This window comes from Pseudomonas sp. 10B238 (genome assembly GCF_000970615.1).
In the GTDB taxonomy this organism is placed as follows: domain Bacteria; phylum Pseudomonadota; class Gammaproteobacteria; order Pseudomonadales; family Pseudomonadaceae; genus Stutzerimonas.
In genome coordinates, this window is sequence record NZ_KQ033937.1 from 43,948 (window position 1) to 60,420 (window position 16,473).

Consider the following 16,473-nt stretch of genomic DNA (forward strand, 5'->3'; position numbering starts at 1 on the left):
AGCCCTCCATAACACTGTGAGCAGGGGCGGCGAGCATGCCTACTGAGATCGTCTAAAGATCTCCACGCTGTCGTGCAAGTTGTGAGCGCCGCGATTAGTACAGAAGGCCTGTTCGGCTTGTCGGCAGTGCTCTGTCTGGGCGGGGGCTGCCCAGGGACGGTGCGAGAGGAGGGGCGGCGGTTAGCTAGGTCTCGTGTGCGCGTCGTACACAAAAAAAAAGCTGCTCCATATAGGGGCAGCTTTTATGCAGATGCCAAGACATCTGTTACACCACTGACCCAGGCGGCGCCTGGGCCATATTCAGTTCTTAGTGGAACTGGTTCATGGTGTTGTCTTTACCGCTTGCCTTCAGAGCCGCTTCGCCAGCGAAGTACTCCTTGTGGTTGTCGCCGATGTCGGAGCCAGCCATGTTCTGATGCTTGACGCAGGCGATACCCTGACGCAGCTCTTCACGCTGTACACCTTTGACGTAGGCCAGCATGCCCTGATCAGCGAAGTACCCTTTTGCCAGGTTGTCGGTCGACAGTGCGGCAGTGTGGTAAGTCGGCAGGGTAATCAGGTGGTGGAAGATACCAGCATGAGCGGACCCATCCTTCTGGAAGGTACGGATCTTCTCGTCGGCAACTTGAGCCAGTTCGGTTTCGTCGTACTCGACGCTCATCAGCTTGGCGCGATCGTAGGCGGAAACATCTTTGCCTTCGGCAGCGAATGCATCGAACACCTGCTGGCGGAAGTTGAGGGTCCAGTTGAAGGACGGGCTGTTGTTGTAGACCAGCTTGGCGTTCGGGATCTCTTTGCGGATCTCGTCAACCATGGCTGCGATCTGACCAACATGAGGCTTCTCAGTCTCGATCCAAAGCAGGTCCGCGCCGTTCTGCAGCGAAGTGATGCAGTCGAGGACGCAGCGCGCTTCGCCGGTGCCTTTGCGGAACTGGAACAGGTTGCTCGGCAGGCGCTTAGGACGCAGCAGTTTGCCTTCACGCTTGATCACAACGTCGCCGTTGCCGAGGTCGGCTTCGGTGATCTCTTCGCAGTCAAGGAAGGAGTTGTACAGGTCACCCAGGTCGCCCGGCTCTTTGGTCACTGCGATCTGCTTGGTCAGACCGGCGCCCAGAGAGTCGGTACGCGCAACGATGACCCCGTTGTCGATGCCCAGCTCGAGAAATGCATAGCGGACGGCGGCAATCTTGGCCAGGAAGTCGGCATGAGGAACGGTTACCTTGCCGTCCTGGTGTCCGCACTGCTTCTCATCGGAAACCTGGTTCTCGATCTGGATGCAGCATGCGCCGGCTTCGATCATGCGCTTGGCCAGCAGGTAGGTGGCTTCCGGGTTACCGAAACCAGCGTCAATGTCGGCAATGATCGGGACGATGTGGGTTTCGTAGTTATCGATCTGCGACTGGATCTCGGCGGCCTTGGCAGTGTCGCCGGCTTCGCGAGCGGCGTCCAAAGCGGTGAACAGCAGGTCCAACTCGCGGCTGTCGGCCTGGCGCAGGAAGGTATACAGCTCTTCGATCAGGTCGGAGACGGCAGTCTTCTCGTGCATCGACTGGTCGGGCAGCGGGCCGAACTCGGAACGCAGCGCGGCAACCATCCAGCCCGACAGGTAGAGGTAGCGCTTATTGGTGGTCTTCAGGTGCTTCTTGATGGAGATCAGTTTCTGCTGACCGATGAAGCCATGCCAGCAGCCTAGCGACTGGGTGTAGGCGGACGTATCGGCGTCGTACTCAGCCATGTCCTTGCGCATGATGTCGGCAGTGTACTGCGCGATTTCCAGACCGGTCTTGAAGCGGTTCTGTGTACGCATACGTGCTACGGATTCGGGGTTAATCGCGCTCCAGCTGCTTCCAGCTGCTTCTTTCAGAGCGGCAACGGCCTTGATGTCGTTTTGATAAGCTGACATGGTCAATCCTTCAAAGAAATTCGTGTTTGGTTGAGCACCGACTTTTCCCACTGAAACCTACGTGCTTGCGCTGATGAAGCGGGCAACACGTGGCAGAGCGTCGAAATATCGACCGAGACGAGGATTGAACCAAGAGGAGGAGGGTATGCAGTTACGACCGCAAGAGGATTCGGTTAGCTGTGGAATGATCGTGGCATTCCAACACACAGCGACGCGGGGCCGTTGAGTGGATCAGCGAACTTATGTCTCGAGCTGATGCGTTAATCGCTTCCCCGTCCCTCAGGACGACTCGTTCCAGTCGCAACCTCGTCAGTCCGCCTTGTGGGCAGTACAGTCACGGAACGCCTCTGCTGGTTGGCTGAGCGCGATCCGGAGACCCTTTCAGAGTCTCTGGTTAGCGGGAGCGGGGCCATGATGCTCCGGCTAAAATGGTTCGTCAAATGTTTTTGTAGTGAGCTTTGGTAAGCACTACATTTCTTAACCGAGCGTTATTTGTCTGCTGAACTTTCTTAATTCAGCGTGTCTACTTTTAGTCGTAGGGAAAGGTCTTGACTGCCGGCTGTGGAATATCTGCGTAGCATTCCGTTCTCGCTGGAGTTTGCAGATTCGTCAACGCCGCCGAGCTCAATCCATTCGCCGAGCCGCCCGCTGACCCGAGTATCGGTTTGCTGGACGTTGATTGCGCCTGGCTGGGATGCGCTCATACGGTCGTTATGGCTGCTGATCGTAACCTGCACCCGGTCCCCCTGTACCGTAGCGGTGGCGTAGAAACCGCGAGTGACATCCCGATACTGAGTTTGTTGATAGATCTGCCCGTAGCCATCGGCCCCCGTGGTGGTGATTGGTACGCTTTGGCCTATCTGAATCAATGCAGGATAACCCTCGGTGGCTTGGACCTGTTGAACACCTCCGCCTTGGCTGTTGGTGCTGCGACGAATGATGCGCGCCTGGTCTCTGCCTCTCTTCTCGCCGTCGCCACTCTGGATTTCAACGTCACCGATGCGGGTTGTGCCGTCGACCCGATAGCCACTTTCGCTGCCTGCGGCCGAGCTTTGGGTATCGACACTTATAAGCAGCCTGCGAGGTTCGGTATCTAGCTTGGACAGCACATCGCGCAGCTCAGTGATCACAGCGGACGGCGCGTTTACAATCAGCTGGTTGCCATATGCGTTGACTTTGCCCTTATCCCCTACAACTGATTGGGCGATCGGTAGCACGTCCTCCGCCATTCGGAAGTCCAGCGGAATTACCTCTGTCGCAGCGTTAAGCGCTGAGCTAACGACTAACAGGCAAGCAGCGAAAAAACGACGAGTCATAGCAAAAAGCTCCGCATATCGGGATCAGGAAGGCTACGGTCCCAGGCGGCGTCGAATAGCCTTAGCTGTTGGCGCGCGCGGCCAGGGTCTCGGTATAGCGCATGACCAGAGAATTGATCCGCATTCGGGCGAATCAGCATGCCGCACCCATCGACCACGAGGAACGCGGTGGTTTGTAGTTGATAATCCTGATGAGTGCGGCGAATGTGCAAGTTACTAGTCAATCTGCGGCTCAGAGTGACCAGGCGGTGGCCTTCTTTGACTGCGCGAGACGAGTCGCCCACCAAGATACGCAAGCGGTTGCGTGGATGGGCCCGTAAAAACTGCGAGCATGCCTTTTGAATGCAGCTGTGGTTGTACAGCCAAGGTTCCAGGTCCGGCGTATAGATGCTCAGGCTGCGCCTGACCTGCTCGATCAGCGCAAGCGCATGCTTACGAGCTTCGCCCATGTCATTGAAAGCTTGAACTGTAGTGCTGACGCCTAGCGTAAACGGCGCGGCGTGCCATTCTTGTTGGAGAGCAGGCTGTGCCGCTGGGTTATCAATCTGGAAGCGACCCGGTGATTGGAACTCGATCATCGACGGGGCGTCTTCGCTGATAGAGTGATCCGGGTCGTCATGCATCATATGGCTAGTGGCTCTTTCGTAGCATATCGACGTGGGGAAGGCCGGCCTCGAGGAACTCTTCGCTGACTACTTCGAAGCCAAGGCGCTCATAGAACGATGTGGCATGCACTTGGGCGGTGAGTCGCTGTTCGTTGAGGCCGCGCCGCTCGGCTTCTTCAATGACCGCTTTCATCAGTGCGCCGCCGACGTTCATTCCGCGCCAGTCGCGTAATACCGAAACGCGACCGATATGCCCGTCATTAAGCAGTCGCGCGGTACCAATCGGATAGCCGCTTTCCAAGGCAAGGAAATGCACAGCCTCGACATCGTCTGCGTCCCACTCCAGTTCCGGGGGCACGGACTGTTCAGCAATGAACACAGTTTCCCTAATCCGGCGTAGGTCGGCGTTATCCTGCTGCCAGTCGGCGATGCGAACTTCTATGTCACTCATCAGCAAACTCCAGACTTCCCTGTTTGACCAGTTGCAGCACGAGATTACGCCCATCCTCGTCGCTCAGCCAGCCAGCGAGATTTTCGGCATGGAGCGCATCGGCTGAACAGACCATTTTCAATAGCTCCTTCAGATGACCTGGAATCAACCGACTTTGGCCGCTGGCAAACAGCAACAAGCCGATGTCCACTTCACTCCAGGCCAGGCGCGCACTCAGGTTTCGCACGAGTATGGCGCCATCATCCAATGCTGCGAGCATTGCCTGCTCGTCGATTTCCGGACCCTGCACTCGCTCCGGATAGCGCGGTTCGGTCATGAACTGGCCGAACCAGGTTAGCAGCAATCGCTCGTCGCCCATATGCTCGGTGAGCATCGCGCGCAGGCGATCCAGCGCATCGCTTTGGATCTGGTGCGGGTCTTCGATCGGAAGCATATCGGCATCGCTGTAGCGTTCCTCATCAGGCAGGAACTGCGCCAGGAAGTCAGTGAAATGGGTGAGGACTTCCGCTGCGCTGGGAGCCCTGAAGCCTAGCGAGTAGGTCATGCACGCATCTTCGGCGGTACCGAAATGAGCCAGTCTTGGCGGCAGGTAAAGCATGTCGCCTGGCTCAAGCACCCATTCGTCGGTGCCTTGAAAATCCGCGAGTATGCGCAGGTCGGCATGCTTGAGCATTTTGCTCTCGCTGTCGCACATCTGACCTACGCGCCAGCGACGCTGGCCATGCGCTTGGAGGAGGAATACATCGTAATTGTCGAAGTGCGGACCCACACCGCCCCCCGGCGCTGCAAAGCTGACCATTACGTCATCAATCCGCCAATTGGGCAGGAAGCGAAAGTGCTCGATAAGCTCGGCAACTTCCGGCACCAATTGGTCGACGGCCTGGACCAGCAACGTCCAGTCACGCTCCGGCAGGTTCTGGTAGCTATCTTCGCTGAAGGGGCCGCGGCGCAGCTCCCACGGAGTTTCGCCATGTTCGATGACCAGGCGGGACTCGACTTCCTCCTCCAGAGACAAACCGGCCAACTCGTCTGGGGAAACCGGGCTTTCGAACCCGGGAATTGCCTGGCGGACCAGTAGAGGTTTTTTCTGCCAATAATCACGAAGAAACTCGCGCGCGCTGATCCCGCCAAGGATTTGCAAAGGGGTGTCGGAAGTCATGCCAGGTACCTTGCTCTGTTTAAGAGCTGCAAATAAAAACGCCCGGCACAGCCGGGCGTGCAAATAATGAGTTCGCTCAGATCCGCTTGGCCTGATCGGCGGCGTTGCCGATGTAGGCGGCCGGGGTCAGTTTGCGCAGCGCCTGCTTGGCTTCGGCCGGCATATCCAGGCCTTCGATGAAAGTCTGCAGCGCCTCGGGGCTGATGCCTTTGCCTCGGGTCAACTCCTTGAGTTTCTCGTAGGGATTCTCAATGGCATACCGACGCATGACGGTCTGGATCGGCTCGGCCAGTACTTCCCAGCAAGCGTCGAGGTCCTCGGCAATTCGCGCTTCGTTGAGCTCCAGTTTACCGATGCCTTTGAGGCTGGCCTCGTACGCAATAATGCTATGAGCAAAGCCAACTCCCAGATTGCGCAGTACGGTGGAGTCGGTCAGGTCACGCTGCCAGCGGGAGATGGGCAGCTTGCTCGCCAAGTGACTCAGCAGTGCGTTGGCAATACCGAGATTGCCTTCCGAGTTCTCGAAATCGATCGGGTTGACCTTGTGCGGCATGGTCGAGGAGCCAATTTCGCCAGCAACGGTGCGCTGCTTGAAATAGCCCAGCGAAATGTAGCCCCAGATGTCGCGATCAAAATCTATGAGAATCGTGTTGAATCGAGCCACGGCATCGAACAGCTCGGCGATGTAATCGTGAGGCTCGATCTGTGTGGTGTAAGGGTTCCAGGAGAGTCCAAGGTCACCTTCGATGAATTCTCGCGCGTTAGCTTCCCAGTCAACGTCGGGATAAGCCGACAGGTGAGCATTGTAGTTGCCGACGGCGCCATTGATCTTGCCGAGCAGCGGTACCGCCGCAACCTGCGCAATCTGACGCTCCAGGCGATAGACCACGTTAGCCAGTTCCTTGCCCAAGGTGGTGGGCGAAGCGGGCTGACCATGGGTACGGGAGAGCATTGGTACGTCTGCATGCGCAACAGCCAAGGCGCGGATTGCGTCCGCTAACTGGCGCATTAGGGGCAGCAAAACCTCATCTCGACCCTGGCGTAGCATCAGAGCATGGGACAGGTTGTTGATGTCCTCGCTGGTACATGCGAAATGGATGAACTCATTGACCTTGGCCAGCTCCGGTAACTGCTTGGCCTGCTCCTTGAGGAGGTATTCCACCGCTTTTACGTCGTGGTTGGTGGTTCGCTCGAATTCCTTAACACGCTCGGCATGTTCCAGCTGGAAGTCTTCGGCAAGCTGATTGAGTAGTGCGTTAGCCTCTTCCGAGAAAGGCGCCACCTCTGGAATTCCGGCATGTGCAGCCAGGCGCTGCAGCCAGCGGACCTCAACCTGAACGCGGCAGCGAATCAGGCCGAATTCGCTGAAAATGGGGCGCAGGGCGCTGGTTTTGCCGGCGTAGCGGCCATCGACAGGGGAAACCGCGGTGAGCGAGGAAAGCTGCATAGAGGGCATTCTCGGACAGTCGAGCGACGAAAAGAGGGCGAAGATTATACACGAAGCGGACGGCTAATTGCCGCTGTGGCCAGTAAGCACGTTGCGCTCCGTGTTGCGGTTATTCAGATTTCAGCATGGGATATAGCGCGTCGAGCATTTTGCGCCGGCTGAATACCATCTGCCAACGGTGCCCGCCGAGCTGGCGCCAGAGCCGCGCTGAACGAATCCCTGCCAGCAGAAGTGCGCGTATTTTTGCTGCGTTGTCGTTCTGCTGAAGATGGCGCATGTCGCCTTGGACCTGAATGCGCTGGCGAAAGGTGCTCAGTGTGTCCTGGTACAAACCGCCAAAAGAGGCGATTACGTTTTCGTGGGTCAGCCCAAAGTGATCGGCCTGCTGCTGTATCTGGTCCAGGCGGCTTCCGATCACCTGCAACAGGTCACGGCGTTTATCCAGCTGTCGTTCCAGGCCGATCATCGCCAGCGCATAGCGCAGCGGCTCGCGTTGCAGGCTGCTGGTGTCTCGCTCCAGTGCACCGACAAGGGCGCGATAGCCCTCGCGGAGATTCAAGTCATCTCCGCCATAGATCTCCAAAGCCGGTTTGTCCTCTCGCACCAACAGGCTGCCCAACAGGTTCGCCAGGGCTGCGTTCGGCACTTGACCGGTTCGGGCTATTCGATCGACCAGTGCTGCAGCTTCGAATACAGCCCCAAGAGCTACTAGTTGTTCCTGTCGTGGCGTCATGGGCGGGCTCCGGCGAACCAGGGCTCTGCGGTCTCGATCACGCCACCACCGAGGCAAACGTCGCCATCGTAGAACACCACGGATTGGCCAGGCGTTACGGCGCGTTGAGGTTCGTCGAACACCGCTCGATAGCCGTTGGCGGTCTGTTCCAATGTGCAGGTCTGGTCGCTCTGCCGATAGCGAACCTTCGCCGTGAGCCGCAGAGGGGCGGTCAGTTCGATCGGATTGACCCAGTAGATTTCTGAGGCGAGCAGGGCGCGCGAGAACAGCCAGGGATGGTCGTTGCCTTGGCCTACTACAAGCACGTTGCGCTCGAGATCCTTGCTTAACACGTACCAAGGCTCGTCGCTCGCGTCCTTAAGGCCGCCGATACCCAAACCCTGCCGCTGGCCGATGGTGTGATACATAAGGCCGTGATGGCGACCTATGGTTTCGCCGTCTATCGTGTCGATGTTGCCCGGTTGAGCAGGCAGATATTGCTTGAGAAAATCGCTGAAACGGCGCTCGCCGATGAAGCAAATTCCGGTCGAGTCTTTCTTTTTCGCCGTCGCCAACCCGTGCTTTTCGGCAACTGCCCGGACCGCTGGCTTTTCCAGCTCCCCCACCGGGAATAAGGTTTTGCTCAGCTGCTCGCCGCCAACAGCGTGAAGGAAATAGCTTTGGTCCTTGTTCGAGTCCAGCCCTTTGAGCAGCTCGCTGCGCCCATCGATGTCTCGTCGCCGCACGTAGTGTCCGGTCGCGATCAGGTCGGCGCCGAGCGCCAGCGCATAATCAAGGAACGCCTTGAATTTGATCTCGCGGTTGCAAAGGATGTCGGGATTCGGCGTCCTGCCTGCTTTGTACTCAGCGAGAAAGTGCTCGAACACGTTGTCCCAGTACTCAGCGGCAAAGTTTGCCGTGTGCAGTTTAATGCCGATCCTGTCGCAGACGGCCTGGGCGTCGGCTAGATCCTCCCGAGCAGTGCAATACTCGGTTCCGTCATCTTCCTCCCAGTTCTTCATGAACAGGCCTTCGACCTGGTACCCCTGTTCGAGGAGAAGCAGAGCGGAAACTGACGAGTCGACACCGCCGGACATGCCGACAATGACGCGCAGGTTTTCAGGGGCAACGAACGGTGAATCAGGCATAAAGACTCAGGGTTAACTGCAAAGCGTGCAATTCTAACAGGCCGGTCAAGCCAGCGGTTAAGGTCGCTCAGTCTCGTATCACGGCGAGATCGTGTGGCGGGCCAGCCAGATAGTCATCAATGCAGCGCAGGATCAGCTCGCTGCGCCAACGTTCCGGTTGGTCGGCCAGTTCGTCTCGAGTCATCCAGAGCGCTGCGACAATGCCGCTGTCGAGTTCGCGGTGCGGCTCATGGCGAACCGGAGTGGCCGCAAAGCAGACGCGTTGGTAGGTCACGCCGTTGCTAGGTGCAGTGTATAGGTAGATACCTACTACACCCGCGAGCGCGACCTCCCAGCCGGTTTCCTCTAGGGTTTCGCGCACCGCGGCTTGGCGTAATGTTTCGTGGGGTTCAAGGTGCCCCGCCGGTTGATTCAGTACCAAACGGCCGCCTTTTGATTCTTCGACCATAAGGAAGCGGCCATCGACCTCGACAATCGTCGCCACGGTTATGTGTGGATGCCAGCTCATGTTCGGCCTCAGCTCGTCTATAGACTTCGATGGTAGCGTTTCGCGGGCACTGTAAAAAAGAAACCCCGGCCTAGCGCCGGGGTTTCTTTGTTTCATGAAGCAGTACCGCCAGCGAAGATCAAGCCAGGGCGGCGAGCGCGGCGTTGAACGTTGCGCTAGGACGCATCGCTTTGCTGGTCAGCTCAGGATTGGAGCGGTAATAGCCGCCGATCTCCACGGGCTTGCCCTGAACCTCGGCCAGTTCAGCGAGAATGGCTTGCTCGTTGTCTTGTAGCTGCTTCGCCAGGGGCGCGAAACGGGCCTGCAGTTGAGTATCTTCGGTTTGTGTTGCTAGCTCCTGCGCCCAGTACAGCGCCAGGTAGAAGTGGCTGCCGCGGTTGTCCAGCTCACCGGTACGACGAGAGGGCGACTTGTTGTTGTCGAGCAGCTTGCCGGTTGCAGCATCCAGCGTTCTGCCCAGCAGTTTGGCTTTGACGTTGTCGGTCTTGATGCCCGTCTCTTCCAGCGACACGGCCAACGCCAGAAACTCACCGAGCGAGTCCCAGCGGAGGTGGTTTTCTTCGATCAACTGCTGGACATGCTTGGGTGCGGAACCACCGGCGCCGGTCTCGTACATGCCACCGCCTGCCATCAGGGGAACGATCGACAGCATCTTTGCCGAGGTGCCGAGTTCCATGATCGGGAACAGGTCGGTCAGGTAATCGCGCAGCACGTTGCCGGTCACGGAAATGGTGTCCTGGCCACGAATCAAGCGCTCCATGCTCACGCGGATGGCTTCGTTGTAGCCCATGATGCGAATGTCTAGCCCGCTCAGGTCATGCTCCTGCAGATAGGCTTCAACCTTCTTCTGCAGTTCACGGTCGTGCGCGCGCTCTGGGTCAAGCCAGAAGATGGCCGGCGTGCCCGATTGGCGCGCGCGGGTAACGGCCAGCTTGACCCAGTCGCGAATCGGCGCGTCCTTGGTTTGGCACGCGCGCCAGATGTCACCTTTCTCCACTTCGTGCTGCATCAGCACGGTGCCATCGGCCAGCACGACGCGCATGGTGCCGTCAGCTTGCATTTCGAAGGTCTTGTCATGGGAGCCGTACTCTTCGGCCTTCTGCGCCATCAGGCCGACGTTCGGTACGCTGCCCATGGTTACCGGATCGAACGCACCGTTGGTCTTGCAGAAGTTGATCATCTCCTGATAAATACGGGCATAGGTGCTCTCTGGCATCACCGCCTTGGTGTCTTTCTGCTTTCCGTCTTTGCCCCACATCTGACCCGAGTTGCGGATCATGGCGGGCATGGACGCATCGACGATCACATCGCTCGGAATGTGGAGGTTTGTGATGCCTTTGACAGAATCCACCATCGCCATTTCAGGACGCTCGGCGTAGCAGGCGTGGATGTCGTGAAGGATCTCTTCCTGCTGGGAGTCGGGCAGCGACTTGATCTTGTCGTAGACGCTGCTGATGCCATTGTTTGGATTGACGCCTAGTTCTTTGAACAGCTCGCCGTACTTGTCGAAGACGTCCTTGTAGTAAACGCTAACGGCGTGGCCGAAGACGATCGGGTGCGAGATTTTCATCATGGTCGCCTTGACATGCAGGGACCACATAACACCGGTTTCCTTGCAGTCCTGCAGCGTTTGCTCGAAAAACTCACGCAGCTTGTTGCAGCTCATGAACATGCCGTCGAGCACTTCGCCTTCCTGCAAGGCGAGCTGCTTCTTGACTTCAACCTTGCCATCCTTGCCGACAAACTCGATGCGCACATCACCTGCTGCTGCCATGGTGATGGACTGTTCGCTGGAGAAGAAATCGCCGCCGCGCATGTAGTCCGCATGCGACTGCGACGCCTTGCTCCACTTGCCCATCGAGTGCGGATGCTTGCGAGCAAAGGCTTTTACCGCTGCCGGGGCGCGTCGGTCCGAGTTGCCTTCGCGCAGAACCGGGTTAACGGCGCTACCGAGCACCTTGCCGTAACGCGCACGCACTTCTTTGTCGGCTTCCGTCTGCGGGTCTTCTGGAAAATTGGGAATGCCATAACCCAATGCTTGCAGTTCAGCGATGGCCGCCTTGAGTTGAGGCACGGAGGCGCTGATGTTGGGGAGCTTGATGATGTTGGCGTCCGGCTGATTAGTCAGCTCGGCAAGCTTGGCCAGGTCATCTTCAACCGCTTTGTCGGCACCCAGCTGATCGGAAAAGCTTGCAAGGATGCGCCCTGCGAGAGAGATGTCACGTGTTTCGACGGCTATATCAGCGGAGGCGGCAAAGGCTTCTACAATGGGCAGAAGCGAATAGGTGGCCAGCGCCGGGGCTTCGTCGGTGAAGGTATAGATAATCTTCGAGCGGGTGGACATGTAGAGTTGACTCTCTCTTGCTGAGCGTGCACAGAACTTCGATTTGCGCAGGTAGGCGCCCTGGCTGCGTTAGCCGTGCCAGTTTCGAGGTTCGCCGCGATGATGTTGGATGCAGCACCACTGGAGTGTTGAGTATTTGACCGACCGGCTGCGGTTGGCAGCCTGGCGGTTCAGGGGCGAGGATCTCGTCGGAGATTAGCTGCCTCTCATGACTCGTTAGTCACCTAAGCAGTATATCACTGCCACCCGTTGTCAAAGAATGCCCTGGCCATACGACGAACGAACATATGGTTTAGGCCGATTCAACTGGGTTACTCTTCGAAGATGACCACTGTTTAATGTTTAACCACACAAACGGAGTCCAGCATGGGATACCAAAAGATCCAGGTGCCTGCCAGCGGTGACAAAATCACCGTCAATACCGATAACACCCTGAACGTACCCAACAATCCGATCATTCCTTATATAGAAGGTGACGGTATTGGCGTGGACATCAGCCCAGTGATGATCAAGGTAGTCGATGCTGCCGTAGAGAAGGCCTACGGCGGTGAGCGCAAGATCGCCTGGATGGAAATCTATGCAGGCGAGAAGGCGACGCAGGTGTATGACCAGGATACCTGGCTGCCCAAGGAGACGCTGGAGGTCGTGCGCGATTTTGTGGTGTCTATCAAGGGTCCTCTGACCACCCCGGTCGGCGGTGGCATTCGCTCGCTGAACGTTGCCCTACGCCAAGAGCTTGATCTCTATGTCTGTCAGCGCCCCGTACGCTGGTTCACAGGCGTACCCAGCCCGGTGAAGAAGCCTGCAGACGTCGATATGGTTATCTTCCGTGAGAATTCTGAAGACATCTACGCAGGGGTAGAGTGGAAGGCCGGCTCGCCTGAGTGCGAAAAGGTCATCAAGTTTCTTACTGAAGAGATGGGTGTCAAGAAGATCCGCTTCACTGAAAATTGCGGCATAGGCATCAAGCCGGTTTCTCTGGAAGGGACGAAGCGTCTGGTGCGCAAGGCGCTGCAATACGCAGTCGACAATGATCGCAGCTCAGTGACCATTGTCCACAAGGGCAACATCATGAAGTTCACCGAAGGCGCATTCAAAGAATGGGGCTACGAGGTGGCGCGCGACGAGTTCGGTGCAGAGTTGCTGGACGGTGGTCCGTGGATGCAGTTCAAAAACCCTAATACAGGCAAGAACATTGTCGTCAAGGACACCATTGCTGACGCGATGCTTCAGCAGATTCTGCTGCGCCCTGCCGAGTACGATGTGATCGCCACACTTAATCTGAACGGTGACTACCTGTCAGATGCTTTGGCGGCTGAAGTGGGTGGCATCGGTATTGCTCCGGGGGCGAATCTCTCGGACACAGTAGCGATGTTCGAGGCCACGCACGGCACGGCGCCGAAGTATGCGGGGCAGGACAAAGTCAACCCAGGGTCGTTGATCCTTTCCGCGGAAATGATGTTACGTCACATGGGTTGGGTGGAAGCAGCCGACCTGATCATCAAATCGACCGAAAGCGCTATCGCCGCCAAGACGGTGACATACGATTTCGAGCGTCTGATGGATGGGGCTAAGCTGATGTCCTGCTCGGAGTTCGGTGATGCCATGATCTCCCACATGTAGTTTTGAGGGAGCAACACAAAAAGGCCGATCAATGATCGGCCTTTTTGTTGCCTGGCATCAGGCGTCTACGGTCGAGCCCTGTGAGGCAGGTGCAACCGCCTCCGCAGTGGTCTGCAGCGACCGAATGTTGGTTGCGTGCAGGCCCTTGGGACCTTGCAGGATGTCGAACATGACCGCTTGCCCAGCTTTCAGAGTTCTGTACCCTTCCATTTGAATGGCAGAGTAGTGGGCGAACAGGTCCTCATCGCCGCCGTCTGCTACGATAAATCCATAGCCTTTAGCGTTGTTGAACCACTTGACCTTACCGCTTAGCATGCTGTTATCCCTCTGCAAAGGAGTCCATCACTGGAGTAACATCCATTTCATTCCGCGCTGATGCAGCACATGGCCCACATGCGCAGCCCGTTGCCGTTGTGGCACATACTGTTTGTATCATCGTTTTGCCGATAGTCAAGGCGACTCGTCAGGTGGCTGTGAAGCCCTTCTATTTACCCGGCCTCGGCGCCCCGATCTAGAACTGTTATACGCATGCGTGCATTTCCAGAGATTCGACTAGTATTCAATCAAGATCGTCCGAAGCCCTCGGACGACGACTCCTCTGGCTTGGCGGTCGAAGAAGCCAAGCCGCAGCTGAAGGCACCACCGATGTTCAAAGTTGTCATGTTTAATGATGACTACACGCCGATGGATTTCGTCGTGGAGGTGCTGGAGGGAATTTTCAATCACAATCGGGAGCTAGCCACCAAGATCATGCTGGCGGTTCATACCGAAGGGCGGGCCGTTTGTGGCGTCTACACTCGCGACGTCGCTGAAACCAAAGCAATGCAGGTCAATCAATATGCAAGGGAATGCCAGCATCCTTTGCTTTGTGAGATCGAGAAGGACGGTTAACCCGACTGCTGGGTAAGAGGTGAAAGCTATGTTGAACCGTGAGCTCGAAGTCACTCTGAATCTGGCTTTCAAGGAGGCACGTACCAAGCGTCATGAGTTCATGACGGTTGAGCACCTTCTGCTAGCCCTGCTGGACAATGAAGCGGCCGCAACGGTGTTGCGCGCCTGCGGAGCCAGCCTCGATAAACTGCGTCATGACCTACAGGAGTTCATCGACTCCACTACGCCTCTGATTCCGCAGCACGATGACGAGCGCGAAACCCAACCGACCCTAGGCTTCCAGCGAGTATTGCAGCGGGCAGTGTTCCACGTTCAAAGCTCGGGCAAGCGTGAGGTCACTGGCGCCAATGTGCTGGTTGCGATTTTCAGTGAGCAGGAAAGCCAGGCGGTGTTTTTGCTCAAGCAGCAGAATGTCGCCCGCATTGACGTCGTCAATTACATTGCTCACGGCATTTCCAAGGTGCCTGGTAACAACGGCAATCCTGAAAGCGACGGGGAAATGCAAGATGAGGAGGGCGGCGATTCGTCCGCAGCCGGAAATCCACTCGATGCCTATGCAAGCAATTTGAATGATCTGGCGCGCCAAGGCCGTATCGACCCGTTGGTTGGGCGTGAACATGAGGTCGAGCGGGTCGCGCAGATTTTGGCTCGCCGTCGCAAGAACAACCCGTTGCTCGTTGGTGAGGCTGGTGTGGGCAAGACTGCGATTGCCGAGGGTCTGGCCAAGCGTATCGTAGATAACCAGGTGCCCGAGCTGCTCGCCAACAGCGTCGTTTATTCGCTTGATCTGGGGGCTTTGCTCGCTGGTACAAAATATCGCGGTGATTTCGAGAAGCGCTTCAAGGCGCTGTTGAACGAGCTTCGCAAGCGTCCGCAAGCTGTCCTGTTCATAGACGAAATTCACACCATTATCGGTGCAGGCGCGGCCTCTGGCGGGGTAATGGACGCGTCCAATCTTCTCAAGCCGTTGCTGTCTTCTGGCGAGATCAGATGCATTGGCTCGACTACCTTCCAGGAATTTCGCGGCATCTTCGAGAAGGACCGTGCACTGGCGCGGCGCTTTCAGAAGGTCGATGTGTCCGAGCCATCGGTTGAAGACACCATTGGCATCTTGCGTGGGTTGAAGGGTCGATTCGAGCAGCACCACAACATCGAATACAGCGATGAGTCTCTCCGCGCTGCGGCAGAGCTTGCGTCCCGCTACATCAATGATCGTCATATGCCTGACAAGGCCATCGATGTCATCGATGAAGCGGGCGCTTATCAGCGGCTTCAGCCCGAGGACAAGCGCGTCGCTCGAATCGAAGTCGAGCAGGTCGAGGATATCGTAGCGAAGATCGCTCGCATTCCCCCCAAGCATGTAAGTACATCAGACAAGGAGTTGCTGCGAAACCTGGAGCGCGACTTGAAGCTGACGGTGTTTGGTCAGGATGACGCAATCGACTCTCTGGCGACGGCAATCAAGCTGTCACGGGCAGGGCTCAAAGCTCCAGACAAGCCAGTAGGTTCGTTTCTCTTCGCTGGTCCCACCGGTGTGGGTAAAACAGAAGCTGCCCGCCAGTTGGCGCGGGCTCTCGGATCGAGTTAGTACGCTTCGATATGTCCGAGTACATGGAGCGGCATACCGTATCTCGACTCATCGGCGCGCCGCCTGGCTATGTCGGTTTCGACCAGGGTGGGTTACTGACGGAGGCCATCACCAAACAGCCGCATTGCGTATTGCTGCTTGATGAGATCGAGAAAGCGCATCCGGAGGTTTTCAACCTGCTGCTTCAGGTCATGGACCATGGCACGTTGACGGATAACAACGGCCGTAAAGCGGATTTCCGTAACGTGATCGTGATCATGACCACTAATGCGGGTGCGGAGACTGCTGCACGAGCGTCCATTGGCTTTACACATCAGGATCACGCTTCCGACGCCATGGAAGTGATCAAGAAGAGCTTCACGCCTGAATTCCGCAACCGTCTGGATACGATCATCCAGTTCGGCCGTCTTAGCCATGAGGTCATCAAGAGCATCGTTGACAAATTCCTCATCGAGCTACAGACGCAGCTCGAGGACAAGCATGTCACGCTCGAAGTGTCCGATGCGGCACGCGGATGGTTGGCTGAGCGCGGCTACGACGTGCAAATGGGGGCGCGACCAATGGCTCGGCTGATTCAGGACAAGATCAAGCGGCCACTGGCTGAGGAGATCCTGTTCGGTGAACTGGCCGAACACGGCGGTGTCGTGCACATCGATATTCGTGATGGCGAGCCCTACTTTGACTTTGAGACGTCTGCCGAGTTGGCTTAACGCATTGAGGTAATGGAAGCAAAAAAACGCCCGGCATAGCCGGGCGTTTTTGTCTGATCAAGGTGGCG

General features: G+C 57.1%; 13 protein-coding genes and 1 pseudogene. 3 read left to right on the forward strand and 11 right to left on the reverse strand.

What is annotated here, in order from left to right:
• Positions 1-307 precede the first annotated feature (307 nt).
• From RT21_RS16715 to RT21_RS16760, 10 genes are all read right to left on the reverse strand, one after another.
• A complete protein-coding gene (locus RT21_RS16715; protein ID WP_046163615.1) occupies positions 308-1,903 on the reverse strand; it encodes an isocitrate lyase in 1,596 nt (531 codons plus the stop codon).
• A gap of 509 nt (positions 1,904-2,412) precedes the next feature.
• On the reverse strand, positions 2,413-3,219 hold the full coding sequence (locus RT21_RS16720) for a secretin N-terminal domain-containing protein (RefSeq protein WP_046163616.1): 807 nt from the start codon (positions 3,217-3,219) through the stop codon (positions 2,413-2,415).
• Positions 3,216-3,842, reverse strand: a complete 627-nt coding sequence (locus tag RT21_RS16725; protein ID WP_046163723.1) for a DUF7931 domain-containing protein — start codon at positions 3,840-3,842, stop codon at positions 3,216-3,218. Before RT21_RS16725 ends, RT21_RS16720 begins: the two co-directional genes overlap by 4 nt.
• A 7-nt stretch (positions 3,843-3,849) precedes the next feature.
• Positions 3,850-4,275: a GNAT family N-acetyltransferase gene (locus RT21_RS16730; RefSeq protein WP_045426487.1), complete on the reverse strand. Its 426-nt coding sequence runs from the start codon at positions 4,273-4,275 to the stop codon at positions 3,850-3,852.
• On the reverse strand, positions 4,268-5,434 hold the full coding sequence (locus RT21_RS16735) for a ribosomal protein uL16 3-hydroxylase (RefSeq protein WP_046163617.1): 1,167 nt from the start codon (positions 5,432-5,434) through the stop codon (positions 4,268-4,270). The genes RT21_RS16730 and RT21_RS16735 overlap by 8 nt, the downstream gene beginning before the upstream one ends.
• A 76-nt stretch (positions 5,435-5,510) precedes the next feature.
• Complete coding sequence (gene purB, locus RT21_RS16740) at positions 5,511-6,881, reverse strand: adenylosuccinate lyase (RefSeq protein ID WP_046163618.1); 1,371 nt, start codon at positions 6,879-6,881, stop codon at positions 5,511-5,513.
• Positions 6,882-6,990: 109 nt separating this feature from the next.
• Entirely contained in the window at positions 6,991-7,614 is a 624-nt protein-coding gene (gene hflD / locus RT21_RS16745) for a high frequency lysogenization protein HflD (RefSeq protein WP_045426495.1), read from the reverse strand.
• Entirely contained in the window at positions 7,611-8,741 is a 1,131-nt protein-coding gene (gene mnmA / locus RT21_RS16750) for a tRNA 2-thiouridine(34) synthase MnmA (RefSeq protein WP_046163619.1), read from the reverse strand. The genes hflD and mnmA overlap by 4 nt, the downstream gene beginning before the upstream one ends.
• Positions 8,742-8,808: 67 nt before the next feature.
• Complete coding sequence (locus RT21_RS16755) at positions 8,809-9,249, reverse strand: NUDIX hydrolase (protein ID WP_045426510.1); 441 nt, start codon at positions 9,247-9,249, stop codon at positions 8,809-8,811.
• 118 nt (positions 9,250-9,367) lie between these two features.
• Positions 9,368-11,593 carry an NADP-dependent isocitrate dehydrogenase gene (locus RT21_RS16760; protein WP_046163620.1) on the reverse strand — a complete coding sequence of 742 codons (2,226 nt, stop codon included), beginning with the start codon at positions 11,591-11,593 and terminating at the stop codon, positions 9,368-9,370.
• 366 nt (positions 11,594-11,959) lie between these two features.
• On the opposite strand from RT21_RS16760, the gene icd reads away from it, so the two are divergent.
• Complete coding sequence (icd, locus tag RT21_RS16765; RefSeq protein ID WP_046163621.1) at positions 11,960-13,216, forward strand: NADP-dependent isocitrate dehydrogenase; 1,257 nt, start codon at positions 11,960-11,962, stop codon at positions 13,214-13,216.
• Between the two features lie 57 nt (positions 13,217-13,273).
• Here the strand turns inward: icd and cspD are convergent, their stop codons facing one another.
• Complete coding sequence (gene cspD, locus RT21_RS16770; protein WP_045426519.1) at positions 13,274-13,531, reverse strand: cold shock domain-containing protein CspD; 258 nt, start codon at positions 13,529-13,531, stop codon at positions 13,274-13,276.
• A gap of 213 nt (positions 13,532-13,744) precedes the next feature.
• On the opposite strand from cspD, the gene clpS reads away from it, so the two are divergent.
• Positions 13,745-14,107 (forward strand): ATP-dependent Clp protease adapter ClpS, encoded by a 363-nt coding sequence (gene clpS, locus RT21_RS16775; protein WP_046163622.1) that lies wholly within the window; start codon positions 13,745-13,747, stop codon positions 14,105-14,107.
• 28 nt (positions 14,108-14,135) lie between these two features.
• Positions 14,136-16,405 (forward strand): annotated as a pseudogene (gene clpA / locus RT21_RS16780) (ATP-dependent Clp protease ATP-binding subunit ClpA).
• The last annotated feature ends 68 nt before the right edge of the window (positions 16,406-16,473 follow it).